Raw genomic sequence first — 25987 nt, 5'->3', positions numbered from 1 at the left:
TTTCCTTAAAGCCAGCTGGCCACGAGGGCGGCAAATGGCAGGACCGGGATCAACGCATCGATACGGTCAAGTACGCCGCCATGGCCAGGCAGCAGATTGCTGCTGTCCTTGATGCCGGCGCGACGCTTCAATTGGGATTCGAACAGGTCGCCGACGATGCTGGCGGCAACGACCAGCAGCAGCACCAGCAAGGCCACGAGCCAGCCGCGGCGCAATTGCAGCTGCACGGCGAAGGTGTCTTGCAGCACCGGCAGCGATGGCGCGGCCACGATGGTGATGGCGGCGATGACGAGCACGGCGATGCCGCCGCCGATGGCGCCTTCCCAGGATTTACCTGGGGAAATGCTTGGCGCCAGCTTGCGCTTGCCGAAAGCCTTGCCCGAGAAATAGGCGCCGATATCGGCGATCCACACGAGGGCCATGACGGACAGCAAGTACAAAGGGCTATGCAGGAACAAGGCGACGATGGCAACAAAACAGCCGACGATGGTCACCGGGTACACGAGGCTGAGCAAGGTATTGCCCAGGCCTTCGGTGGGCGGCAAGCCCGTTGCCAGCGAGGGCACGAAGCGGATCAGCCAGATGGCCACGCACAGGGCGAACCAGAAATTGAGCTGCGCCATGCCGTTACCGACAAAGAATGTATACGCGAAGGCGGCAGTCCAGACGGCGGCAATCACGAGCGCATGGCGATTTTTGAAGATGCGGAAGCTTTCCCAGACGGCGGCGCCGAAGAACGCCGTGGCGATCACGGCGAAGGCGGGGAAATAATTCAGATACAGAACCGGCAGCAAGACCGCCAGAAGGACCAGGGCGGTGATTATCCGTGTTTTCAGCATCAGTTTGTCTTTTCAGTTAATTGCGCGCTGGTACGGCCAAAGCGCCGTTCGCGCTGCTGGTAAGACGCGATTGCCGCGTCGAGGCACTCGTCATTGAAGTCGGGCCAGAAAGTCTCGGTGAAAAACAACTCAGTGTACGCCAGTTGCCACAGGAGGAAATTGGAAATGCGCTGCTCGCCGCCCGTGCGGATGAACAGGTCGGGTTCGGGCGCGTAAGCCATGGCCAGGTGCGGCGCCAGTTGCTCTTCCGTGTAAGCGTACCCGGCAGGCTGGCCATTGGCGGCAGCCTCGGCCGTCATTTTATTGACTGCCTGCATGATGTCCCAGCGGCCGCCATAGTTGGCGCAGATGGACACCGTCAGGCGCGTGTTGTTCGCCGTCTTGCGCTCCGCATTCGCGATCAGGGTTTGCAGCTCTCCATTGAAGCGCGACAGGTCGCCCACCACCTTCAGGCGGATGTCGCTGGCATGCATCTTGACCACTTCGCGTTCCAGCATCGTGACGAACAGGCGCATCAGCATCGACACCTCTTCTTCCGGACGGCGCCAGTTTTCCGAACTGAAGGCAAACAGGGTCAGATATTCGACACCGCGCTCGAGGCAGGTCTCGACGACACGGCGCACGGTATCGGCGCCCTTGACGTGACCAGCCACGCGCGGCAGGAAGCGCTTGGTTGCCCAGCGGCCATTGCCATCCATAATGATTGCCACATGGCGCGGCACCGTGCCCACCTCAGGTACTGCCGTTGTCGAACTCGAATAGATCATGAAAACACGAATACCAAAAATAAAAGATAACTATTATGCTCCAAATAGCACTGCCCGGAAAAGCCATGCTTTCCCGGGCAGCGTCAAAAGGACTGAAAACTAGACCGTCAGCACTTCTTTTTCTTTGTCGACAACCATCTTGTCGATGTCGGCAATAAACTTGTCCGTCAGCTTCTGCACTTCTTCCGACGAGCGGCGCTCATCGTCCTCGGAGCAGGCTTTTTCCTTGACCAGTTTCTTCAGCGACTCGTTCGCATCGCGGCGAATGTTACGCACGGCAATCTTCGCGTCTTCCGCTTCGCTCTTGACCAGCTTGACCATTTCCTTGCGGCGCTCTTCCGTCAGCGGCGGCGTCGGCACGCGGATCATGTCGCCCTGTGCCGATGGATTCAGGCCCAGGTCGGCGTCGCGGATGGCTTTTTCAACGGTGGTGGCCATCTTTTTTTCGTATGGCTGCACACCGATGGTGCGCGCGTCGATCAGGGTCACGTTGGCGACCTGCGTCAGCGCGGTCGGCGAACCGTAGTAATCGACCATCACGTGGTCCAGGATACCCGTATGGGCGCGGCCGGTACGCACTTTGGCGAGATCAGCCTTCAGTGTTTCCAGCGACTTCGTCATGCGTTCCTGGGTGTTCTTTTTAACGTCAGCTAAGGACATACGCCCTCCTATAATCTTGATAAAAAATGGATATTACAAATTCACATGCGGTGTAAATGTTCGCGCAGTCGGAGTGCCGAAAACCGTTCAGGGCAAGGCGCTGTAACGCAGCCATGGACGGTTTCTCGGCCCTCTTATTTCTATACGTGAACCAGCGTGCCTTCATCCTCGCCCATGATGACGCGCATCAGCGCGCCTGGCTTGGTGATCGAAAACACTTTGATTGGCAGTTTCTGGTCGCGGCACAGGGCGAATGCGGTGGCGTCCATCACTTGCAGGTGCTTGGCGATGGCGTCGTCGAACGTAATCGTGTGGAACAGGGTGGCGTTGGGATCCTTCTTCGGATCGGCCGTGTAGACGCCGTCGACCTTGGTGGCCTTCAGGACGATCTCGGCGCTGATCTCGGAACCGCGCAGGGCGGCTGCCGTGTCGGTGGTGAAGAACGGATTGCCGGTACCGGCGGCGAAGACGACCACTTTACCTTCTTCCAGGTATTGCAGGGCTTTCGGGCGGACGTACGGCTCGACCACTTGTTCGATGCCGATGGCCGACATGACGCGCGCGGTAATGCCGACGTGGCGCATGGCATCGGCCAGTGCCAGTGCGTTCATCACGGTGGCGAGCATGCCCATGTAGTCGGCGGTGGCACGGTCCATGCCTTGCGCGCCAGGCGCGACGCCGCGGAAGATATTGCCGCCACCAATCACGATTGCCAGTTCCACACCCAACTTCGCCACCTCGGCCACATCGGCCACCATGCGCTCGATCGTGGCGCGATTGATGCCGTAGGGATCATCGCCCATCAGGGCTTCGCCGGACAACTTGAGGAGGACGCGCTTGTAGGCTGGTTTTGACATGAGCTGGGGCTCCATAAATGAGGTTATTCGAGTATGACATGGCGCAGCGCCTTGCAGCGCCGGATAGGCGCGCGGGGCTGCCCATGCCGCCGCCCGGCACGACAGGTGCGGGCGGGCCAAAAAAACGGGCCTCTCGGCCCGCTTTACTTACGCTCCCTGGGAGGCAGCCATCTGTGCTGCGACTTCTGCTGCGAAGTCGTCTTGCTTCTTCTCGATGCCCTCGCCCACTACGTACATGGCGAAACCTTTGACGCTGGTGTTAGCCGCCTTCAGCATTTGCTCAACCGACAGCTTGTCATTTTTCACAAAAGCTTGGTTCAGCAGGGAAACTTCTTTCAGGAACTTCTGTACGGAACCTTCCAGGCGCTTGGCCAGGATTTCCGGCGATTGCGCTGGCTTGCCTTCGGCGGCCGCTTTGGCTGCGTCTTCTTCGGCTTTCAGTTGTGCAACCGAACGCTCTTTTTCGATCAATTCCGCTGGAACTTCGTTCGACGACAGCGACACTGGCTTCATGGCAGCGATGTGCATGGCCACGTCTTTGCCCACTTGCTCATCGGCGCCGTCGAATTCGACGATCACGCCAATGCGCGAACCGTGCAGGTACGAAGCCAGCTTGGCGCTGGTTTCGAAACGCTGGAAGCGGCGGATGGTCATGTTTTCGCCGATTTTGCCGATCAGGGCAGCGCGCACGTCTTCCAGGGTCTTGCCGTCGAGTGGCAGGGCCAGCAGGGCAGCGACGTCAGCCGGGTTGTGTTCCGCTACCAGACGGGCAGCGTTGTTGGCCAGTGCCAGGAAATCGTCGTTTTTCGCAACGAAGTCGGTTTCCGAGTTCACTTCGACCAGGGCGCCTACGCCGTTGGCGATGTAAGTTGCCACGACGCCTTCAGCGGTGATGCGTGCCGATGCTTTCGATGCCTTGCCGCCCAGTTTGACGCGCAGGATCTCTTCCGCACGCGCCATGTCGCCTTCGGCTTCGGTCAGTGCTTTTTTGCATTCCATCATTGGTGCGTCGGTTTTGCCGCGCAATTCGCCTACCATCGCTGCTGTAATCGCTGCCATGTGTTTCTCCTGATTCGGTGAGTCGATAGTCGCGGCCGGGCATGCATGCCTCGCCAGCGGTCACTATCGTTTTTTTGTTAAAAAAAAGGGGGAGCTGCTGCCACCCCTTTTCCCTTACTGCTGTGCTTACAAACAGCTATCTTGCGATAGCCTGGCCATTAAGCCTGTTCGTTAACTTCGACGAATTCGTCGCCAGCGGCTGCTTTAACCATTTCAACAACTTCGTTACCGGCAGCTGCACGGCCTTCGATGATTGCATCAGCAACACCGCGAGCGTACAACATGATGGCTTTCGAGGAGTCATCGTTACCTGGGATCACGAAGTTCACGCCTTCTGGGGAGTGGTTGGTATCGACAACGCCGATGACCGGGATACCCAGTTTAGCTGCTTCGGTGATCGCACCTTTGTGGTAGCCGACGTCGACGACGAAGATTGCGTCAGGGATGCCGCCCATGTCCTTGATGCCGCCGATCGATTTTTGCAGCTTGATCATTTCGCGGGAGAACATCAGCGCTTCTTTTTTCGACAGCTTCTCGATCGAACCGTCTTCGATCATCACTTCCATGTCTTTCAGACGCTTGATCGAGGTCTTGATCGTTTTGAAGTTGGTCAGCATGCCGCCCAACCAACGTTGATCAACGAAAGGCACGCCAGCGCGTTGTGCTTCAGCAGCGATGATTTCGCGAGCTTGACGCTTGGTGCCAACCATCAGGATGGTGCCACGGTTTGCAGCCAGTTGACGCACGTGCTTCATTGCGTCCTGGTACATCGCCATGGTTTTTTCCAGGTTGATGATGTGGATCTTGTTGCGATGGCCGAAGATGAACGGTGCCATTTTTGGATTCCAAAAACGGGTTTGGTGACCAAAGTGGACACCGGCTTCCAGCATTTCGCGCATTGTTACGGACATTATTAACTCCAGGGTTGGGTCTGGAATCCGATCAGTCACCATACAGGCACCCTTGTCGACCGGATTCGCGTGTTTATATAAATTAAAGACACTGTTTTACTGCATTGCTTAAAAGAGAATTCAAGCAACCCGGGATTCTACACTGAAATGCCTGCCGCATCAAGTCCACGCTGCAAATCGCGCGCCCTGCGGAAACACCCGGCGCACCACGATGGTGCAAGGCGTGGCCGCGTGGCCTTTTCATCCGTTTTCTCCCCACAAATCCCCTTACGGCCATAGGAAGGAGGCGGCGGATTCAGGGAGCCTCGTTTATAATTTCGACATATTTGCAGACTTTTTCCCATATAGCAGGAATCGTCTGTGCTTTTCACCTGAATTCTTGCAGATTGCGAATCACACCATGTCCACCATCCGTATCAATACCGCCGCCGACATCGAAGGCATGCGCGTTGCCGGCAAGCTCGGCGCCGAAGTACTCGACTACATCACTCCCTTCGTCAAGGTCGGCGTCACGACGGGCGAGCTGGACCGCCTGTGCCATGAATACATGGTCAACGTGCAGGGCACTATCCCTGCCCCGCTGAACTACTGCCCGCCCGGCTATACGCCCTACCCGAAAGCCATCTGCACCTCCGTCAACGACGTCATCTGCCATGGCATTCCTGGCGACAAGGTTCTGAAAAGCGGCGACTCCGTCAACCTCGACATCACCGTCATCAAGGACGGCTACCACGGCGACAACAGCCGCATGTTCCTTGTCGGCACGCCCACCATCCTGGCCAAGCGCCTGTCGGAAATCACCTATGAATGCATGTGGCTGGGGATCAACCAGATCAAGCCGGGCGCCCACCTGGGCGATATCGGCCACGCCATCCAGCAACATGCGGAAAAGGCAGGCTACAGCGTGGTGCGCGAATTCTGCGGCCACGGCATCGGCAAGGTCTTCCATGAAGAACCGCAAGTGTTGCACTATGGAAAACCAGGCACCCTCGAGCGCCTGGAAGCGGGCATGATTTTCACCGTCGAACCGATGATCAACTCGGGCCGCCGCGAAATCCGCGAAATGAACGATGGCTGGACCATCAAAACCAAGGACCGCAGCCTGTCGGCACAATGGGAACACACGGTGCTGGTCACGGAAACGGGCTATGAAGTGCTGACCGTCTCGCCCGGCATGCCACCACCACCGGCCTTTATCACCGGCAAAGCCTGATCCATACTGCCAGACCCACCCGACCCACCGCCACCCAGGGCCCAGATGAAAAAGCAAGTTCGGGAACAGCTGAAACAGCAACTGAAAGCCGACCGCCAGGTCGTCATTGCGGCCTTCCAGACCGACGGCAAGCCTGAAAAACTGCTGCGCAGCCTGCGCCACAGCGTCGATGGCGTGCTGGCGCGCGCCTGGCAGGAAGCGGGCCTGCCACCCGGCACGGCCCTGGTGGGCGTGGGCGGCTATGGCCGCGGCGAACTGTTTCCGTATTCCGACGTCGACCTGCTGATTCTGCTGCAACAGGCGCCAGACGCCGCCACGCAGGAAAAGCTCGAGGAGCTGGTGCAACTGCTGTGGGACCTGGGCCTGGAAATCGGCCACAGCATTCGCACGGTCGATGAATGCATGGTCGAATCGAAAGCCGACATCACCGTGCAAACGAGCTTGCTCGAAGCGCGCCTCGTGTGCGGCAACGCGGACCTGTTCGCGCAATTGCAGCAGCGCTATGACGCAGCCATGGACCCGCAGGCCTTCTTCCAGGCAAAAACGGCGGAAATGCGCCAGCGCCACGCCAAGTACGAAGACACGGCTTTCAGCCTGGAACCGAATTGCAAGGAAAGCCCGGGCGGCCTGCGCGACTTGCAGGTCATCCTGTGGGTGGCCAAGGCGGCCGGCCTGGCGAACTCGTGGCGCACCCTGGCCACGGGCGGCCTGATCACCTTGACGGAAGCGCGCCAGCTGATGGAAAAGGAACGCGCCTTCAAGGATATCCGCGTGCGCCTGCACCTGCACGCGGGACGGCGCGAAGACCGCCTCGTGTTCGACGTGCAGACGGCAATCGCCGAATCGCTGGGCCTGCAAGCGACGGGCAGCGGGCCGCACATGCGCCGCGCCAGCGAATTCCTCATGCAGCGCTATTACTGGGCCGCCAAGACGGTGACCCAGCTCAACACGATTTTGCTGCAGAACATCGAAGCACGGCTGTTTCCGCAAGACGACGTGGCCGTGCCCATCAACGAGCGCTTCAATGAAGTCAACAGCCTGATCGACATCAGCGCCGACGATACGTTCGAACAATACCCGTCGGCCATGCTGGAAATCTTTGTCCTGATGACGGAGCGCCCGGCCCTGAAGGGCATGACGTCGCGCGCCACGCGGGCCCTGTGGCATGCACGCTTCAAGATCGACGCCGCCTTCCGCCAGGACCCCGTCAACCGCGCCCTCTTCCTGCGCATCATGCAGGCGCCGGTCGGCATCATCCACGCGCTGCGGCGCATGAACGAGATGAGCATCCTGGGACGCTACCTGCCGAATTTCCGCCGCATCGTGGGCCAGATGCAGCACGACCTGTTCCACGTGTACACGGTCGACCAGCACATTTTGATGGTGGTGCGCAACATGCGCCGCTTCACGATGAGCGAACACGCCCACGAATACCCGTTCTGCAGCCAGCTGATGGCGGATTTTTCACAATCGTGGCTGCTGTACGTGGCGGCCCTGTTCCACGACATCGCCAAGGGCCGCGGCGGCGACCACTCGAAGCTGGGCGTGGCCGACGCCACCCAGTTCTGCCAGGACCACGGCCTGTCGCAAGAAGACACGGAACTGGTGGCATTCCTTGTGGAAAATCATCTGACCATGTCGCAAGTGGCGCAAAAGCAGGATCTGTCCGATCCTGACGTCATCGCCGCCTTTGCGAAGGTGGTCAAGGACGAGCGCCACCTGACGGGCTTGTACCTGCTGACAGTGGCCGACATCCGCGGCACCAGCCCGAAAGTGTGGAATGCCTGGAAGGGCAAGCTGCTGGAAGACCTGTACAAGATCACCCTGCGCGTGCTGGGCGGCGAGCCGCACACGGCCGACCGCGAGCTGAAAAACCGCCAGCAGGAAGCGCTGGCCACCCTGCGCCTGTACGGCTTGCCGCCGGACGCGCACCTGAAACTGTGGCAACAGCTGGACGTGGCGTATTTCCTGCGCCACGACGCGTCCGACATCGCCTGGCAGACGCGCTCGCTGTATGACAAGCTCGACAGCAAGTTGCCGGTGGTAAAATGCCGGCTGGCGCCCATCGGCGAAGGCTTGCAGGTGGCCGTGTACATTCCCGACCAGCCCGACCTGTTCGCGCGTATCTGCAGCTATTTCGACCGCAAGAATTTCAGCATCCTCGACGCGAAGATCCACACGACGAAAAACGGCTATGCGCTCGATACCTTCCTCGTCACCGAGCAGAACTTCGCCAAGAGCTACCGCGACATCATCAGCCTGATCGAGCATGAACTGGGCGAGCTGCTGCAGTCGCAGACGCCGCTGCCGCCGCCGGGCAAGGGACGGCTGTCGCGCCTGTCGCGCACCTTCCCCTTCCAGCCGACGGTCGACTTGCGGCCTGACGAACGGGGCCAGTACTACCTGCTGTCGGTGGCGGCCAACGACCGCACGGGCCTGCTGTATGCGATCGCCAACGTGCTGACCAAGTACCGCATCAACTTGCACACGGCCAAGATCATGACCCTGGGCGAGCGGGTCGAAGACGTCTTCCTCGTCGACGGTCCCGCGCTCAACAATGCCCGCAACCAGATATTGCTGGAAACCGATTTACTCGATGCGCTGAAAGTCTAAATACCTTCCGCGCAACGCCTACCCTTACTGAAACTGAAACAACATGACCGAAGAATTATTACGCTTGTCCAAACGCATGTCCGAACTGGGCCTGTGCTCGCGCCGCGAAGCCGATGAATGGATCGCCCGCGGCTGGGTCCGCGTGGATGGCAAGGTGGTGTCCGAGCTGGGCAGCAAGGTCTACCCGAGCCAGAGAGTCACCGTGGAACGCCAGGCGGCGGCCGAGCAATCGAAGCGGGTTACCGTGCTGATCAACAAACCGGTCGGCTACGTCAGCGGCCAGGCCGAAGACGGCTATACGCCCGCCGTGGCCCTGATCAAGGCGGAAAACCGCTGGGCGGAAGACCGCAGCCCGGAACAGTTCCATCCGACCCAGCTGCGCAGCCTGGTCGCCGCCGGCCGCCTGGACATCGACTCCGTCGGCTTGCTGGTCCTGACCCAGGACGGGCGCGTGGCCAAGCAGCTGATCGGCCACGATACCGATATCGACAAGGAATATCTGGTGCGCGTCAGCTACACCAAGGGCGGCACCCTGCCCGACAGCGAGCTGAAAAAGCTCAACCACGGCCTGTGGCTCGACGGCAAGCCGCTGCTGCCGGCCAAGGTGCGCTGGCAAAACGAAGACCAGCTGAGCTTTACCCTGCGCGAGGGGAAGAAACGCCAGATCCGCCGCATGTGCGAAGCCGTCGGCCTGAAAGTGCTGGGCTTGAAACGCGTACGCATCGGCAAGGTCAAGCTGGGTGACTTGCCGACGGGTCAATGGCGTTACTTGAGCGCAGACGAACAGTTTTAAGCGGCGACTTCAAGGTGGCCTGCCAGACCAGGCCACATAAGCAACAGGAATGTAGTGATACAAAAACAATTATTGTGATTTAATTAGTAAATATTGCTTTAAACCTATACACTATTCCCCATTAGAACAAAAGAGATACGCTGTCGTGAACGATCCCATCCCCAATCCCCTGCGCAAGGGCGCGCCCAGCCTGGCCGACGTGGCCGAGCCGATGGCGCCCGGCACCAAGCCGCACCACATGAGCGATCCGTGGGATATCGGCGAAACCCTGTGCAGCCTGGCTGACAACGGCGACGCCATTTCCATCTACCCGACGGGCGGAGAAGACGTCATCCTGGGGCGCATCCTGTCCGTCGACGATGACTTGCCACAATTCGTGCTGGAACTCAATGAAGGCGCGACCCTGCCGCCCGGTGGCGCCACGTTCGTATCATGGGTGCAAAGCGCCAAACTGCAATTCACCATCAATGGCGAATGGCAAGCGTATCCCGAACGGCCGAACGTCTACCTGACGAACTTCCCCGGTCATTGCCTGGTGCTGGAACGGCGCGAGTCGACGCGTCTGGAAACCCCGCTGGGCGTGTACTACCTGGCCGCCTTCGTGCTCGAGGGGCGTCCGTATGAATTGCAGCTGTATGATTTCTCGGCCGGCGGCATCGGCATGCGCGCCCACCCGCGCGATACGGTAGGCCTGTACGTGGGCCGCAAGCTGTCGCGCGTGCGCCTGGAACTGGGGCCGAACAAGGTCATGATCGCCGACCTGGAAATCCGCCTGTCGCGCACCTTCCGCTCCTTCCTGCTGGGCGAACAGGTGCAGATCGGCTGCCGCTTCCTGAATCTGACGGACGCCATGCAGGATGAACTAAAAACCTTGCTCGATAACATGGGCAGCAGCCGCAAGGTGCGCTAGGTTCGCTTCGCATAAAACAATGGCCGCCCAGCTGATCGCTGCGCGGCCATTGTTTTATGTTTGATAATCACAATTACAAGGCGCCTGAAAAACGCTCAGGGCAAGGCGCATTGCCGAAGACAGTACGAATAGTACGGCGAGGCAATGCAACGCCGCCATGGGCGTTTTCTCAGGCGCCGATCAATCGTCGTCGTTCGGATCGAGATCCGGAAACATCACCTCGGTATAACCGAACTGCGTGAAGTCGACGATACGCATCGGATACAGAATGCCGTGCAGGTGGTCCACTTCATGCTGTACCACGCGGGCATGGAAGCCGTCGCAGTCGCGGCTGATGGGCTGGCCGAACTGGTCCACGCCTTCATAGTGCAGCTCGCTCCAGCGCGGCACGCTGCCGCGCAAGCCGGGCACGGACAGGCAGCCCTCAAAACCCTCTTCCTTGCGCTCCGACAGAGGCGTCAGCACCGGATTGATCAAAACGGTTTCCGGCACTTGCGGCGCGTCGGGATAACGCAGATTCTGCTTGAAGCCGTAGATCACCAGCTGCAGATTGACGCCGATCTGCGGCGCCGCCAGGCCCGCGCCGTTGGCCGCGTGCATGGTGTCGAACATGTCGGCGATCAAGGCGTGCAGTTCGGGCGTATCGAATTCACGCACGGGCTCGGCCATCCGCAGCAGGCGCGGATCGCCCATCTTGAGGATTTCACGTACGGTCATTTCGTGTCCAGTGCCGATTGCAGTTCTTGCAGGTAGGCTCGGAAGGCAGCACCCGTTTCCGGATGTTTCATGCCCATCGCCGTCGTGGCTTTCAGATAGCCCAACTTGGAGCCGCAATCATAACGCTGCCCCTGGTAGCGGTAAGCCAGCACGCGCTCTTCGCGCATCAGGGCGGCAATGCCGTCCGTCAGCTGGATTTCGCCGCCGGCGCCCGTGCCGATATTTTCCAGGTGATTAAAGACACGGCTGGTCAGCACATAGCGGCCCACCACGGCCAGGGTCGATGGCGCTTCTTCGGGCGCAGGCTTTTCCACGATGGCCGAGACCAGCTCCAGGTCAGGCTGATAATTCTTTGCCGATACGATACCGTACTGCTTGGTTTCCGCGCGCGGTACGTCCTGCACCGCCAGCAGCGAGCAATTTTCATACTGGAAGACATCGGTCATCTGCGCCAGCACGGGGCGCACGCCCTCTTCCACATCCATGAAATCGTCGGCCAGCAAGACGGCAAACGGTTCATCGCCGATCACGGGACGGGCGCACAGCACGGCATGCCCCAGGCCCAGTGGCGCCGACTGGCGTATGTAAATGCAATTGATGTGCTTGGGAATGACGTTTTGCACCATCTCGAGCAACTGGCGCTTGCCGGCCGCTTCCAGTTCCGACTCAAGCTCATAGGCCGTATCGAAATGGTCTTCGATGGCGCGCTTGTTGCGGCCCGTGATGAAGATCATTTCCGTGATGCCCGCCGCCACGGCTTCCTCCACCGCGTATTGGATCAATGGCTTGTCAACAATGGGCAACATTTCCTTCGGTTGCGCCTTGGTCGCAGGCAAGAAACGGCTGCCCAGGCCGGCGACGGGAAAGACTGCTTTTCTGATTTTTTTCATGGGTCTTCTGTAATATTTAAATGATTAGTCTTGCGCGAGCAAGGCCAGCAAACCAGCCTCGTCGAGTATGGCCACGCCCAGTTCCTGCGCCTTGGCCAGCTTGCTGCCAGCGTCTGAACCGGCCACGACATACCCGGTTTTCTTCGACACGGAACCGCTGACCTTGCCGCCTGCCGCCTCGATCAGCTCCGCGGCCTCGTCACGGCTCATGTTGGGCAAAGTGCCCGTCAGGACGAAGGTCTTGCCGTCCAGCTTGCCGCCAGCGGCTGGCATTTCAGGCAATTGTGACAGTAATTCATTTCTCAGGGCGTCCAGTTGAACCAGCAGCTTGACATGGCTTTCATCGGCCAGCCAGTGCGCCAGCGACTCGGCCACGGCGGCGGGCAAGCCCGCGTGGAAGCCGGCGCCTTGCGCGGCCAGGCTGGCCAGGGTCACGCCCCGCTCCACCAATTGCTTGCTGCGCGGCTCCGTCAGCTTCGGAATGCCGATGGCCGCCAGCAATTTGGTTTCCTCGAGCTGCGTGCGCAGCTTGGCGCTGGGCGCATGTTCACCCTGCGGCGTCACGCCAGCGTCCAGCAATGCCTGCAGCGCCTGCTGGTTCTTTTCTTCGGCAAAGAAATCGGCAATCGATTCCGCCACCGTGCCGCCAATATCGGGCAGCACGCGCAGCAAGGCCGCTGGCGCTTGCCGCACATACGCCAGGCTGCCCAGCCACTCGGCCAGGGTCTTGGCCGTCGATTCGCCCACGTGGCGGATGCCCAGCGCGAACAGGAAACGCTCAAGCGGCGGGCGCTTGCTCGCCTCGATACCTGCCAGCAGGTTTTCCGCCCACTTGGTGGGAATCTTGCCTTGTTGCACGGTTTCTGGCGTCGAGCCGTCGCGCTCGTCGGCGCGCAGCTTCATTTCCAGCAATTTATCGAGGGTCAGGCTGTACAGGTCGGCCAAGCCGTGCACGTATTCCAGTTCGACCAGGGTATCGATATAACGTTCCCCCAAGCCTTCAATATCCATCATGCGGCGGCCTGCGAAGTGGCGGAACGCTTCCTTGCGCTGCGCCGAACAGAACAGGCCGCCCGAGCAGCGGGCAATCGCCTCGCCCTCTTCACGCACCACGTGCGAACCACACACGGGACACGCTTCGAGCATCTTGAACGGCAGCGGCGCCGGCGCCAAGCGTTTTTCCAGCACCACGCTCAGCACTTCGGGAATCACATCGCCGGCGCGGCGCACGACGACGGTATCGCCCACGCGCACATCCTTGCGCAGCACTTCATCTTCATTGTGCAAGGTGGCGTTCGTCACCGTCACGCCCCCCACAGACACGGGTGCCAGGCGTGCCACGGGCGTCATGGCGCCCGTGCGGCCCACCTGGATATCGATGCCCAGCACCTGCGTCAGCGCCTCTTCGGCTGGAAATTTATGTGCAAGAGCAAAACGCGGCGCGCGTGACACAAAGCCCAGCTCCTGCTGGTCTTCCGTCGCGTTCACCTTGTAGACGACGCCGTCGATTTCATACGGCAAGGCGGGGCGGCGCGCGCCGATATCGGCATAGTAGGCCAGCAAGCCCTGCGCGCCCAGCACCACCTTGCGCTCTTTGGACACGGGGATGCCCAAGGTTTCGTACCAGTCCAGCAAGGCCGAATGCGAAGCCGGCATGGCGGCGCCATCCAGGGCGCCGATGCCGTAGGCATAGAAACGCAGCTTGCGCTGCGCCGTGATGCGCGAATCGAGCTGGCGCAAGCTGCCGGCCGCCGCATTGCGCGGGTTGGCGAATTCCTTCTGCCCCGCTTCGCGCTGGCGTGCGTTCAGGCGGGCAAAATCGCCCTTGAACATCATCACTTCGCCGCGCACGTCGAGCAGGGCCGGTACATTGCTGCCATGCAGGCGCAAAGGGATGCCGGAAATGGTGCGGATATTCGCCGTCACGTCCTCGCCAGTGGCGCCGTCGCCGCGCGTGGCCGCCTGCACGAACAGGCCATTTTCATAGCGCAGGTTGATGGCCAGGCCGTCGAATTTCACTTCGGCCGCATACGCGACGTCCTGCGCGTCGAGGCCCAGGCCTTCGCGCACGCGGCGGTCGAAATTGACGATATCGTCTTCGGAGAAACCATTGTTCAGCGACAACATCGACACCGCGTGCGTGACTTGCTCGAATTGCGGCAAGGGCGCCGCGCCCACGCGCAAGGTGGGCGAATCGGGCGTGCGCAAGTCGGGATGGGTCGCTTCCAGCACCTGCAGTTCGGCAAACAGCTTGTCGTACTCGGCGTCGGGGATGGTGGGATTGTCGAGCACGTGGTAGGCGTGCAGGTGCCGATTGAGTTCGGCGGTGAGATCCAGGACGCGCTGGGCGGCGTCCTGGTTGATCGGATCAGTCATTGTTGCGGGATTCTTCAGCTAAATAAACGCAGGGCGCGGGTGGAGCCGGCCGGAATGTCGGCCGCGTCCATTTCCTGGTAAAACTCTTGCACCTGTCCGGCGATCTCGGCCAGCGCCGCATCGGACAGGGCCTGGTTGTAATCGTCGACGATGGTCGCATCGAGGCGGCCCACCAGTGCCTTGGCGCAAGCGACCATGGTACCGAAACCGTCGCGCGCGGGCGCCACGCAGGGCACGTCCAGCAGCAGGGTCAGACGGGGCGTCGTTTCCTCGGCCAGCGTGACATTCGTCGACAGCGAGAACAGATAGCCGCCCTCGCCGTCGGGCATGACGAAGCGGCCATCCGGACGCACGTCAAAGCCTTGCTTTTCCAGCGCGAACAGCAAGGTGGAAATGGCCCATGGCGCGCCATTCGTGTGCAGGTTCACGCCCAGCTGGGCATCGTGGCCGGCAACGAAACGGTGCAGATTACGCGCTTCGGCCATCACTTCCATCATGTCGGGCACTTCCGGCTCGGCGCCGATCTCGTCAGCCACCCCGCGCAGGCGCGTGACCAGTTCCGAGTATTCGAGTTCATTCAAGGCCGTGCTGCGGCTGGCCAGCTGCACGCCGCCCTGCATCTTGGTGTAGACACCGCCATGCGTGATCGGTTCCCAGTCGCCATTCACGTGCAAGCCGATGAAGTGGACGGGCTTGTTGCCCACCAAGCGCAGGGTTTGCAGCACGGGCAGGATCTTGTCGCCGCGCACGGGCGCTTCCAGCGACAGGGGCAGCAGGCAATCGATGAGCGGGTCGACCAGGCTGGTCGCCTGCTCGCTGACGGCACTGACTTCCGGCTGCACCGGCGCGGCAGGGGCGGCGGCAGGCGCTTCCATGCCGGCACCACCCAACGATGGTTCCGCATGCACGGGCGCATCGGGCACGGGCGCCGCTGGCGGCGCGCCGAACGATGGTTCGGCCTTGGCGGCGGGCGCGGCGTCAAAGCGCGGTTCCTGGCGCAAGACGGGTTCCTGGGCTTCCACCGCAGGTGCATCGCCATCGCGCATCAACACGTCGTCATGGTCCGTGGAAAAAGCCCGTTCCACGCTTTTCTTGGCCTTGTATTCCTGCCATTTGTTGTACGAGAAAACGCCGACGATAAAGACGCCGCCGGCGCCGAACAAGGTAATTTGAAGGTCTGTCATGCTGCTTGTGCCTCGGTTGCAAAATTTGCGGCGGACTCCATGTCCACCGCCACGATGCGCGATACGCCCTGCTCCTGCATCGTCACACCGATCAATTGATGGGCCATTTCCATCGCAATCTTGTTATGCGAAATGAAAAGGAATTGGGTCTGGTCGGACATGCGCTTGACCATGCGGCAGAAGCGTTCCGTGTTCGAATCGTCCAGCGGTGCATCGACTTCGTCGAGCAGGCAGAACGGCGCCGGATTCAGGCGGAACATGGAAAACACCAATGCGGTCGCGGTCAGCGCCTTCTCTCCACCCGATAACAGGTGGATGGTGGCATTTTTCTTGCCGGGAGGCTGCGCCATGACTTGTACACCGGAATCGAGAATCTCGTCGCCCGTCATGGTCAGCTTGGCCTGCCCTCCGCCGAACAGAATCGGGAACAGCTCGGAAAAGTGGTGGTTGACCTTGTCGAACGTGTCTTGCAGCAAGTCGCGCGTTTCCTTGTCAATCTTGTGGATCGCGTCTTCCAGGGTATTGATCGCTTCCGTCAGGTCGGCATTCTGGGCATCGAGGAAATTCTTGCGCTCGGACGCCTGCGCCAGCTCGTCCAGCGCGGCCAGGTTGACGGCGCCCAGGCCCGTGATGGCGTTGGTCAGGCGCGTCACTTCGCCCTGCAGATACGATGGACGCATGTCCGGGTGCAGCTTTTCGCTCAAGACAGCTTCATCGGCGCCCGATTCCAGCAATTGCTGGGCGAATTGCTCCTGGTTCAGACGCGCGGCCTGTTCCTTGAGCTGCATTTCCATGATCTTGTCGCGCTGCGGCTGCAAGCTGCGTTCCGATTGCGTGCGCGCATCTTCGGACAGGCGCAGCTGCTGCGTAATTTGATCCAGTTCGTGGCGCGCGTCCGCCAGCGCCCGCTCCTGCGTCGTGCGGCGCTCGAGCAAGTCCTGCAAGCCGTCGGCGGCCGCGCCGCTTTCCAGGTTGGCCAGTTCCAGTTCGCCCGCCTGCAGGCTGGCCGTCACTTGCTGGGCCTGCGTACTGGCCGTAGCGATGTTGCGGCGCAATTCCTCGATCTTCGCGCGGTGGGCTTTTTCCGCGTATTCCGTATCCTTGGCAGCCCGCTCCAGATCGCGCAAAGCTTCGCGCGCTTCGGCCAGGCGCTGCTCTTTCTGCAGGAAGTCCGTATGGCCGTCTTCGTGCGCTTCCTGCAAGTTGCCCAGTTCCATGTCCAACTGTTCGAATTTCTCTTCCGATTCAGCCTTGATCTGCTGCTGCTCCGCTTCCTGTGCGGCGATTTCCGCCAGGTCGGCGCCGATCTGCGTGCTGCGCTGGTTGAAGCGCGCTTCCACTTCCGACAGTTTCACCACGTCCAGCTGCAAGGTGTGCACGGACGACGTGAGCTGCTGTATGCGCAGGCGCAAGTCGGACAGGTTACGCGTCAAGGTGGCGACGGCCGCGTCGGCCCGCACGGAACGGGCGCGCGCCTCTTCGGCCAGCAATTGCTGCGCGCGCAACTGCTTGCCGATATTCTCGATTTCCTGCTGGCGGCCCAGCATGCCTTCCTGCTCCGAATCGGCCGCATAGAAGCGCACGCTGGTGGCCGTGACCACGTGGCCGACGCGCGTGACGAAATAGCCGCCCGGCGGCAATTTACTACGTTCGGCCAGCGCTTCGGCCGCGTCTTCCACGGCGTAGGCGTTATACAGCCAATCCTGCAGCAAGCCGCGCAAGCCCGGATCGTTCAGTTTGAGCAAGTTCAGGAAAGGCTTCAGGCCCGGCACTTCCGGTTGCGTCAGCGGCGCCACGGTCGACGGCGCATACAGGGCCAGCTTGGCCGGTGGCGCATCGGCAAAGAAGGCCTTGGCCCAGTCGATGTTCGACAGTTGCAAAGCCGACGTACGCTCGCGCAGGATCGATTCCATGGCCGCTTCCCAGCCCGCTTCAATCTGCAGCTTTTGCCACAGTCGCGGCAAGGTGTCGAGCTCGTGCTTTTTCAGCCACGGCTGGACCTTGCCCTGCGTCTGCACCCGTTCCTGCAACTGTTTCAAAGCGGAAAGACGCGCTTCCAGCTGGGCGTTGGCGGCCGTCTCGGCATTGACTTGCGCCTGTGCTTCGGCCCGTTCCTGCTCCAGCTTCGGCTGCTGCTCCAGCGCCTCTTCCAGGTAAAAGCCCTGTTCTTCCAGGGTTTGCTGCTTTTCTTCCAGCTGCAGTTTCAGGTTTTCCAGGTGGCTGCTGTCGGGCAGGCTGAGGCTGTTCTTTTCCTGCTGCAGGCGCTCGCGGCGCGTGAGCAAGCTGGCCAGGATGTTCGAGGCGTTGCGCTGGTGCGCCGATTCCAGTTCCAGCTGCTGCTGGGCCTGCATGATCCGTGCGCGCGATTCCGTGCTCTTGTTTTGCGCGGCGCGCCAGGCGGCGTCCAGCTCGGGCAATTGCTCGCCCTTCTGCTCGGCCATCATTTGCGACTGTTCCACCTTGGCGGCCAGTTCCTCGAGGTGGAATTCCGCCTCTTCGATCTGCTCCTGATATTCGGCGCCCTGGCTGTTCCACTGGTCGCGCTGGGCCGTCAAGGTGGTCAGCTGCGCCTGCAGGCGGGCGCGCGATTCGATGACGAACTTGATCTGCGCTTCCAGGCTGCCGATTTCCGCATTCGTCTGGTACAGATGGCCTTGCGCCGTATGCAGGCGGTCGCCCACGGCAAAGTGCGCCTGGCGCATCTGCTCAAGAGTCAGTTCCACATTGCGCAGCTTGGCCGTCTGCTCTTCCAGGTCCGTCTGCGCCTGTTCCACTTCGCGGAAATAGCGTGTCTGCTCGTTTTGCGCCTCATTCTTGCGCAGCAGCCACAACAGCTTCTGCTTTTCTTCCTGGTCCGCCTGCAAGGCGTGGAAACGGGTGGCCACGGCCGCCTGTGCTTCCAGCTTTTCCAGGTTGGCATTGAGTTCGCGCAAGATGTCTTCCACGCGCAGCAAATTCTCGCGCGTATCCTGCAGGCGGTTTTCCGTTTCGCGGCGGCGTTCCTTGTATTTCGATACGCCGGCAGCTTCCTCGAGGAAGACGCGCAATTCTTCCGGGCGCGATTCGATGATGCGCGAAATCATGCCCTGCCCGATGATGGCGTAGGCGCGCGGACCGAGTCCCGTGCCGAGGAAGATATCCTGGATGTCGCGCCGGCGCACGGGCTGGCCATTGATGTAATAGGTGGACGTGCCGTCGCGCGTCAGAGTGCGCTTGACGGCGATCTCGGCGTACTGGCCCCACTGGCCGGACGCCTTGCCATCGTTATTGTCGAACACCAGTTCCACGGAAGCGCGCCCGGCGGGCTTGCGGTGGGTGGAACCGTTGAAAATGACGTCCTGCATCGATTCGCCGCGCAATTCCGACGCTTTCGATTCGCCCAGCACCCAGCGCACGGCGTCGATGATGTTCGACTTGCCGCAGCCATTCGGCCCGACCACGCCCACAAGCTGACCTGGCACCTGGAAATTGGTGGGATCGACGAAAGACTTAAATCCCGACAACTTGATGGAAGAGAGACGCACGTGTTTTAGAGTTCCTGGCCTATGCTGGCGGTTATATTATGGGTGAACCCGGTTCATATTCAGTTCAGATGCAGCATCGTGATGGCTGTCTGGCCATTCAACGCAAAAAAGTGGTTCATCATACCATTTCCTGATGCTTTTCTGGCCAAAAAACCGTAGCGCCAAGCGCCAGTTGTCAGCAGATCACCGGGCAGGACGGCCATCCTGCGCCAGTTTCCAGTCTGCACGAGAAAAAACGCGCTCATGGCCGGACAGCACCATGGCCAGTTTTTGCAGCCACTGCTCGGTCGGCATGGGTTCGGCCTTGAAGCTGAGCACGACCATCAGCACGAGGCTGGCCAGGGCCAGCGCATGGCTGACGGCGAAATTGACGGCGCCACGGGCATTCCACATGAAGCCCAGCGCCAGAGCCAGGCCCAGCACGCAGCCGCTGACGGCTTCCGACACGCTATGCGCATGCACGACCACGCGGGAAATGGCCACCAGCACGGCAAAGGCTACGCCGACGAGCACGCCGGCATGGCGCCAGCGCGGTTCGGCCCGCTGCAACAGCACGTACATCAGCACGGGAAACACGGCGCCGGCGCGCATGGCGTGGCCGCTGAAACCCGTAAAATCGAGCGTGCTGCTGCCCACGCCCCAGCTCATGAAGGCCAGCTTCGACAGCACCACGAGCGCCAGGCCGCCGCCGTACCATAGGCTCCAGCTGAGCACCAAACGCCACTGGCGCGACACGAGCAGCCACAGGGCAATCGCCACGCCAGCCGGCCCCATCACGGACATGTCGGCCGCAAAAGAAATCCCATTCCACCAATTCATCGTGCATGCGCTTATTTCATGATCAGCGTGCACTATGCCACGACTCTGCCCTGTTCCGCGCGGCTTTTGCTGTGCTGCAGCGAAGAATTACATTCCATTACAAAATTTCTACGCAAAACCATCGGCCTGGCCAGCGCAGGAGGGGCGTCAGATATTCGTCAGGCGCTTGCCCTTGGGCGGCGCAAAGTCGCGGATCGATTCGATCAGGCCCACGTCCAGCGCCTGGTCGGCCGTCAGGTGCAGGTCGGAATACGCGTGCACCTGCCACTGCTCTTCCGTCAGGCTGACGTGGCCGCGCAGAATGCGCTCCGTGCGCATGTCGTCGGCGCGCAAGCCCTCGACGATGATGCTGAGCGCATCGGGGCGCGAACCGGGCGACGCTGTCGCATGCGACTTGTGCACCATGAAGCGGGCCGTGTCGCTGGCGTGGCGGCGCCGCCCCGCCAGGAACAGGGTGACGGCGATGGACGCCACGGCGCCCGCGTTATAGGTGATGATGTCGAGCGGCAACTTGCTGAGGAAGTTGTACAAACAGATGCCATCGCTGACATAGCCGCCGTTGGACTGTATCAAGATGTGCGCGGTGGTGAGCTTGTCTTCCGTGATGTCGGCCACGGCGTTGAAGACGCGCCGCACCATATCGCTGTTGACGTCGCCCGAGAGGGTAAAGTAACCGTGCTGCTCGGTGTTGTTTTGCGTCTCGCTTTGTGTAGTGTTCATGGCAGGCACCCGCAAGAAAGCCAGGATTTCATCATAGCGCATTCCCGCGCGGCCGGGCGCCCTTTTGCGCCGGGCCAGCGCCCCTCCCAGCCCCGCAAACCGGGGCTTTTGCTGCAATTTGGCAACGTCTTTTCAGATTGACAGAAACACCCTGCTGGCATATATTCCTCCCACTTGATCGGGAGAGGGCAACCCAGCGTTGCCGCCGAAGGGGCACTACCCAAAAACTCTCAGGCAAAAGGACCGATTAGGCGGACTGAAGTTGTTGCTTTGGCGACACTACAGCTCAACTCTGGAGAGCGGCCGCGGCTATTGCCGGCGGCCCACCGAAGGGGCGCACGGGGCAAGCCCTCGTAATCTCTCAGGTACAAAGGACAGGGGGGTCAGTGTTCACGCCGGAAAGCCGTGTTTGGCTCCGTGTGTTCTGTTAACTTCCCCATTTACCTTCGTCCCGAGGAATCCATGACGCTCAAAGCGACCCCACTCAACAACGCCCACCGTGCCCTCGGCGCCCGCATGGTCGATTTCGGCGGCTGGGACATGCCTGTCAACTACGGCTCGCAAATCGAAGAACACAACGCCGTGCGCGGCGACGCCGGCATGTTCGACGTGTCCCACATGTGCGTGGTCGATATCGAAGGCCCGAACGTGCGCGCCTTCCTGCGCGGCTTGCTGGCCAATAACGTCGACAAGCTGCAAGTGTCGGGCAAGGCCCTGTACTCGTGCATGCTGAATCCTGAGGGCACCGTCATCGATGACCTGATCGTCTACTTCTTCAATGAAAACTGGTTCCGCCTCGTCGTCAACGCGGGCACGGCTGAAAAAGACGTGGCCTGGATGCAGCAGCAAAACACCGCCACCAACAGCGGCCTGACGATCACCCAGCGCCGCGACGGCAATGACACCATGGCCCTGGTGGCCGTGCAAGGCCCGAACGCGCGCGCCAAGGTGTGGCAAGTGCTGCCGGAAACGCAAGCCGCGTCCGAAGCCATCAAACCGTTCAACGTCGTCATCGTCAAGGACACGGCGTTTGGCGAAGTGATGCTGGCGCGTACCGGCTACACGGGCGAAGACGGTTTTGAAATCGGCGTGGCCGCGACCCAGGTGGAAGCGCTGTGGAACGCATTGATCGCCGCTGGCGTCAAGCCGGCCGGCCTCGGTGCGCGCGACACCCTGCGCCTGGAAGCGGGCATGAATCTGTACGGCCAGGACATGGACGAAACCGTCAACCCGCTCGACGCGGGCCTGGCATGGACCATCGACCTGGTCAGCGAGCGCGACTTCATCGGCAAGGCCGCCCTGCTGGCCAAAGGCCAGAACGCGCAATTCGTCGGCCTGATCCTGCGTGAAAAAGGCGGCGTGCTGCGCGCCCACCAGAAAGTGATCATCGCCGGCAGCGACGCCACGGGCGAAATCACGAGCGGCACCTTCAGCCCGACGATGCAGGAAGCGATTGCCCTGGCGCGCGTGCCGAACGGTGTGAACGTGGGCGACACCGTGCACGTGGAAATCCGCGGCAAGCAATTGGCCGCTTCTGTTGTCAAGCTGCCTTTCGTGCGTAACGGTAAAATCCTGGCTGCGTAAGCGTATTTATAGAGCCGCCCGCAAGACCGAACAATCATAATCAATAACGAACACTTACCATCTGGAGCCACACATGAACATTCCTGCTGACCTGAAGTACACCGCTTCCCACGAATGGGTACGCCTGGAAGCCGACGGCACGATCACCGTCGGCATCACCGAATACGCGCAGGATGCACTGGGCGACATCGTCTTCGTCGAACTGCCTGACGTCGGCACCACCTTCACCGCCGGCGACGACGCCGCCGTGGTGGAATCGGTCAAGGCAGCAAGCGACATCTATGCGCCGCTGTCGGGCGAAGTCGTGGCCGTCAACGACGACGTCGTCAACTCGCCTGAATCGATCAACGCCGACGCCTACGCCAACTGGCTGTTCAAGATCAAGCCAGCCGACGTGTCGGCTCTGGACGGCTTGCTCGACGCTGCCGCCTATGGCGCCACCACCAGCGCGTAATCGCGTTTGACTCACGGGCCGCGTTTGCGGCCCGTTTGCATTTAATTTTGTAGCTATGCCCCGGCGCCGCGCCCGCGCGCCGCATCCCGGTTTTTCAGTCTTTTTTGGCCTCTATATCATGACCCGCACCAGCCTGACCCAACTCGAAGCACGCGATGCCTTCATCGCCCGCCATATCGGCCCTTCCGCCACCGAACAGCAAGCCATGCTGGCGACCCTCGGCTATCCATCGCGCGCCGCGCTGATCGACGCCCTGGTGCCAAGCAACATCCGCAACAAGGGCGCCCTGCCCCTGGGCGCGTACTCGCAGCCGATGCCGGAACAGGAAGCGCTGTCGCGCCTGAAAGCCATCGCCGGCAAGAACCAGGTGCTGAAATCCCTGATCGGCCAGGGCTACTACAACACGTTCACCCCTGGCGTCGTGCTGCGCAACATCTTTGAAAACCCGGCCTGGTACACGGCATACACGCCTTACCAGCCAGAGATTTCGCAAGGCCGCCTGGAAGCCATTTTGAACTTCCAGCAAGTGATCACGGACCTCACCGGCATGGGCATCTCGAACGCCTCGATGCTGGACGAAGGCACGGCCGCCGCCGAAGCGATGACCCTGATCCAGCGCGTGGGCAAGTCGAAGTCGACCGTGCTGTATGTCGCCAACGACGTGCTGCCGCAAACCCTGGAAGTGGTGCAGACGCGCGCCCAGCCGATCGGCATCGAAGTGCGTACGTTCGACCCGGCTGAAATCGAGTCGCTCGATGCCTGCTTCGGCGTTCTGCTGCAATACCCTGGCGTGAACGGCGTCGTGCGCGACTACCGCGCCGGCGTGGAAAAGCTGCATGCGAATGGCGCCATGGTCATCGTCGCGGCCGACCTGCTGGCCCTGACCATGCTTACGCCACCGGGCGAATGGGGCGCCGACGTCGTTGTCGGCAACAGCCAGCGCTTCGGCGTGCCGCTCGGTTTCGGCGGCCCGCACGCAGGGTACCTGTCCACGCGCGATGAATTCAAGCGCAATATGTCGGGCCGCCTGGTGGGCGTGACCGTCGATGCGCAAGGCAACAAGGCCTATCGTCTGGCCCTGCAAACGCGCGAACAGCATATCCGCCGCGAAAAAGCCACCTCGAACATCTGCACGGCGCAAGTGCTGCTGGCCGTGATGGCCTCGATGTACGCCGTCTACCACGGCCCCGCCGGTCTGCTGCAGATCGCCCAGCGCGTGCACCGCTTTACGGGCGTGCTGGCCGCCAACCTGAAGACTCTCGGCTACGGCGTCGTCAACGCGAGCTACTTCGACACCCTGACCATCAACGTGGCCGATGCGGCGCAGCTGCACGCGACGGCCATGCACCACGGCGTCAACCTGCGCAAGATCGACAACACCCATGTCGGCGTATCGCTCGACGAAACCACCACGCGCGACGATATCGCGCTGCTGTGGAAAGTGTTCGCGCACGGCCTGGTCAACGCGCCTGCCGCCCCGGACCTGGACGCCGTCGAAGCGGCCGTCACCAGCGCCCTGCCCGCCAACCTGGCGCGCGAGAGCGCCTACCTGACCCACCCCGTCTTCAACAGCTACCACTCGGAACACGAGATGCTGCGCTACCTGCGCAGCCTGGCCGACAAGGACCTGGCGCTGGACCGCACCATGATCCCGCTCGGCTCGTGCACGATGAAGCTGAACGCGACGTCGGAAATGATTCCCGTCACCTGGCCCGAGTTCTCGAACATCCACCCGTTCGCGCCGGACGCGCAAACGGTCGGCTACCGCGAAATGATCTCGCAACTGGAAGAGATGCTGTGCGCGCTGACGGGCTACGCGGCCGTCTCGCTGCAGCCGAACGCCGGCTCGCAGGGTGAGTACGCGGGCCTGCTGGTGATCAAGGCCTACCACGAATCGCGCGGCGAAGGCCACCGCAACATCTGCCTGATTCCTTCGTCGGCGCACGGCACCAACCCTGCATCGGCCAACATGGTCGGCATGCAGGTCGTCGTCACCAGCTGCGACGCCAACGGCAACGTGGATCTGGCCGACCTGAAAGCGAAAGCGGAAAAGCACAGCGCCAACCTGGCCTGCGTGATGGTCACCTACCCGTCCACCCACGGCGTGTTTGAAGAAGGCATCCAGGAACTGTGCGAAATCATCCACTCGCACGGCGGCCAGGTCTACATCGACGGCGCCAACATGAACGCGCTGGTCGGCGTGGCCGCTCCCGGCTCGTTTGGCGGCGACGTGTCGCACCTGAACCTGCACAAGACCTTCTGCATCCCGCACGGCGGCGGCGGACCAGGCGTCGGCCCGATCGGCGTGGGCGCCCACCTGGCGAAATTCCTGCCGAACCAGCGTTCGAGCGGCTACCAGCGCGACGTGGCGGGCATCGGCGCCGTCAGCGCCGCGCCATTCGGCTCGGCCAGCATCCTGCCGATTTCGTGGATGTACATCGCCATGATGGGCGCGGAAGGCTTGACGGCAGCGACCGAGACGGCCATCCTGGCGGCGAACTACATCGCGCGCCGCCTGGCGCCGCACTATCCGGTCCTGTACTCGGGCCACGACGGCCTGGTCGCGCACGAGTGCATCCTGGACCTGCGCCCGATCACGGACGCCACCGGCATCAGCAACGAAGACGTGGCCAAGCGCCTGATGGACTTCGGCTTCCACGCGCCGACCATGAGCTTCCCCGTGCCGGGCACCTTGATGATCGAGCCGACGGAAAGCGAATCGAAAGTGGAGATCGACCGCTTCATCGACGCCATGATCGCCATCCGCGCGGAAATCGCCAAGGTCGCCAGCGGTGAATTCGACCACGACGACAACCCTTTGAGGAACGCGCCGCACACGGCACAAGTCTTGATGTCGGATAGCTGGGACCGCAAGTACAGCCGTGAGATCGCCGCGTATCCGGTCGCGTCGCTGCGCCAGCGCAAATACTGGCCGCCGGTCGGCCGCGCCGACAACGTGTATGGCGACCGCAACCTGTTCTGCGGCTGCGCCCCGATCAGCTCGTACGAAGAAGAGTAAACGCCAGGCGCCCGCTCACGCGGGCATGCCGAGGACAAGAAGGCAGGCCACGTGGCCTGCCTTTTTTCATGCCCGCAA

20 protein-coding genes and 2 riboswitches are annotated in these 25987 nt (G+C 61.4%); of the genes, 7 read left to right on the top strand and 13 right to left on the bottom strand.

Annotated features, from left to right (window positions below; all coding sequences use genetic code 11):
- Nucleotides 1-5: 5 nt before the first annotated feature.
- The 6 genes from GYK42_RS26140 to rpsB form a co-directional block, all read right to left on the bottom strand.
- Nucleotides 6-839 carry a phosphatidate cytidylyltransferase gene (locus GYK42_RS26140; RefSeq protein WP_166449867.1) on the bottom strand — a complete coding sequence of 278 codons (834 nt, stop codon included), beginning with the start codon at nt 837-839 and terminating at the stop codon, nt 6-8.
- Nucleotides 839-1606: a polyprenyl diphosphate synthase gene (uppS, locus tag GYK42_RS26135; RefSeq protein WP_166449866.1), complete on the bottom strand. Its 768-nt coding sequence runs from the start codon at nt 1604-1606 to the stop codon at nt 839-841. Before uppS ends, GYK42_RS26140 begins: the two co-directional genes overlap by 1 nt.
- 99 nt (nt 1607-1705) lie before the next feature.
- A complete protein-coding gene (frr, locus tag GYK42_RS26130; protein WP_046684961.1) occupies nt 1706-2266 on the bottom strand; it encodes a ribosome recycling factor in 561 nt (186 codons plus the stop codon).
- A gap of 140 nt (nt 2267-2406) precedes the next feature.
- Entirely contained in the window at nt 2407-3123 is a 717-nt protein-coding gene (pyrH, locus tag GYK42_RS26125) for a UMP kinase (protein WP_034752258.1), read from the bottom strand.
- Nucleotides 3124-3270: 147 nt separating this feature from the next.
- On the bottom strand, nt 3271-4182 hold the full coding sequence (tsf, locus tag GYK42_RS26120) for a translation elongation factor Ts (protein ID WP_034752260.1): 912 nt from the start codon (nt 4180-4182) through the stop codon (nt 3271-3273).
- Between the two features lie 158 nt (nt 4183-4340).
- Nucleotides 4341-5093 (bottom strand): 30S ribosomal protein S2, encoded by a 753-nt coding sequence (gene rpsB / locus GYK42_RS26115; RefSeq protein ID WP_010397614.1) that lies wholly within the window; start codon nt 5091-5093, stop codon nt 4341-4343.
- A 400-nt stretch (nt 5094-5493) separates the two neighbouring features.
- On the opposite strand from rpsB, the gene map reads away from it, so the two are divergent.
- The 4 genes from map (at nt 5494) to GYK42_RS26095 (ending at nt 10622) form a co-directional block, all read left to right on the top strand.
- Nucleotides 5494-6306 (top strand): type I methionyl aminopeptidase, encoded by an 813-nt coding sequence (gene map, locus GYK42_RS26110; protein WP_166449865.1) that lies wholly within the window; start codon nt 5494-5496, stop codon nt 6304-6306.
- A gap of 45 nt (nt 6307-6351) precedes the next feature.
- Nucleotides 6352-8919, top strand: coding sequence for a [protein-PII] uridylyltransferase (locus tag GYK42_RS26105; RefSeq protein WP_166449864.1), 2568 nt, complete (start codon nt 6352-6354; stop codon nt 8917-8919).
- Nucleotides 8920-8962: 43 nt separating this feature from the next.
- Entirely contained in the window at nt 8963-9712 is a 750-nt protein-coding gene (locus GYK42_RS26100; protein WP_034752263.1) for a pseudouridine synthase, read from the top strand.
- Between the two features lie 145 nt (nt 9713-9857).
- Nucleotides 9858-10622, top strand: a complete 765-nt coding sequence (locus GYK42_RS26095) for a PilZ domain-containing protein (RefSeq protein WP_166449863.1) — start codon at nt 9858-9860, stop codon at nt 10620-10622.
- Between the two features lie 180 nt (nt 10623-10802).
- Here GYK42_RS26095 and def read toward each other — a convergent pair whose 3' ends face one another.
- From def to GYK42_RS26060, 7 genes are all read right to left on the bottom strand, one after another.
- A complete protein-coding gene (gene def, locus GYK42_RS26090; RefSeq protein ID WP_034752265.1) occupies nt 10803-11339 on the bottom strand; it encodes a peptide deformylase in 537 nt (178 codons plus the stop codon).
- On the bottom strand, nt 11336-12229 hold the full coding sequence (gene galU / locus GYK42_RS26085; protein ID WP_166449862.1) for a UTP--glucose-1-phosphate uridylyltransferase GalU: 894 nt from the start codon (nt 12227-12229) through the stop codon (nt 11336-11338). The genes def and galU overlap by 4 nt, the downstream gene beginning before the upstream one ends.
- A gap of 24 nt (nt 12230-12253) precedes the next feature.
- Nucleotides 12254-14605, bottom strand: a complete 2352-nt coding sequence (ligA, locus tag GYK42_RS26080) for an NAD-dependent DNA ligase LigA (protein WP_166449861.1) — start codon at nt 14603-14605, stop codon at nt 12254-12256.
- A gap of 14 nt (nt 14606-14619) precedes the next feature.
- Nucleotides 14620-15789, bottom strand: a complete 1170-nt coding sequence (locus GYK42_RS26075) for a cell division protein ZipA C-terminal FtsZ-binding domain-containing protein (protein WP_166449860.1) — start codon at nt 15787-15789, stop codon at nt 14620-14622.
- A complete protein-coding gene (gene smc, locus GYK42_RS26070) occupies nt 15786-19313 on the bottom strand; it encodes a chromosome segregation protein SMC (protein ID WP_166449859.1) in 3528 nt (1175 codons plus the stop codon). The genes GYK42_RS26075 and smc overlap by 4 nt, the downstream gene beginning before the upstream one ends.
- Nucleotides 19314-19496: 183 nt before the next feature.
- Nucleotides 19497-20132 (bottom strand): phosphatase PAP2 family protein, encoded by a 636-nt coding sequence (locus tag GYK42_RS26065; protein ID WP_235501958.1) that lies wholly within the window; start codon nt 20130-20132, stop codon nt 19497-19499.
- Between the two features lie 147 nt (nt 20133-20279).
- Nucleotides 20280-20852: an ATP-dependent Clp protease proteolytic subunit gene (locus GYK42_RS26060; RefSeq protein WP_240943834.1), complete on the bottom strand. Its 573-nt coding sequence runs from the start codon at nt 20850-20852 to the stop codon at nt 20280-20282.
- Nucleotides 20853-21021: 169 nt separating this feature from the next.
- A riboswitch (glycine riboswitch) is annotated at nt 21022-21108 on the top strand.
- A gap of 26 nt (nt 21109-21134) precedes the next feature.
- Nucleotides 21135-21240, top strand: a riboswitch (glycine riboswitch).
- Between the two features lie 74 nt (nt 21241-21314).
- Here GYK42_RS26060 and gcvT point away from each other — a divergent pair.
- The 3 genes from gcvT (at nt 21315) to gcvP (ending at nt 25909) form a co-directional block, all read left to right on the top strand.
- Nucleotides 21315-22436, top strand: a complete 1122-nt coding sequence (gene gcvT / locus GYK42_RS26055; RefSeq protein ID WP_166449857.1) for a glycine cleavage system aminomethyltransferase GcvT — start codon at nt 21315-21317, stop codon at nt 22434-22436.
- A gap of 73 nt (nt 22437-22509) precedes the next feature.
- Nucleotides 22510-22890 carry a glycine cleavage system protein GcvH gene (gene gcvH, locus GYK42_RS26050; RefSeq protein WP_166449856.1) on the top strand — a complete coding sequence of 127 codons (381 nt, stop codon included), beginning with the start codon at nt 22510-22512 and terminating at the stop codon, nt 22888-22890.
- A gap of 118 nt (nt 22891-23008) precedes the next feature.
- Nucleotides 23009-25909 (top strand): aminomethyl-transferring glycine dehydrogenase, encoded by a 2901-nt coding sequence (gene gcvP, locus GYK42_RS26045; RefSeq protein ID WP_166449855.1) that lies wholly within the window; start codon nt 23009-23011, stop codon nt 25907-25909.
- Nucleotides 25910-25987 lie beyond the last annotated feature (78 nt).

Source organism: Janthinobacterium lividum (genome assembly GCF_011601275.1).
GTDB lineage: Bacteria > Pseudomonadota > Gammaproteobacteria > Burkholderiales > Burkholderiaceae_D > Janthinobacterium > Janthinobacterium lividum_E.
This window is presented reverse-complemented; position numbering and strand designations above follow the sequence as displayed.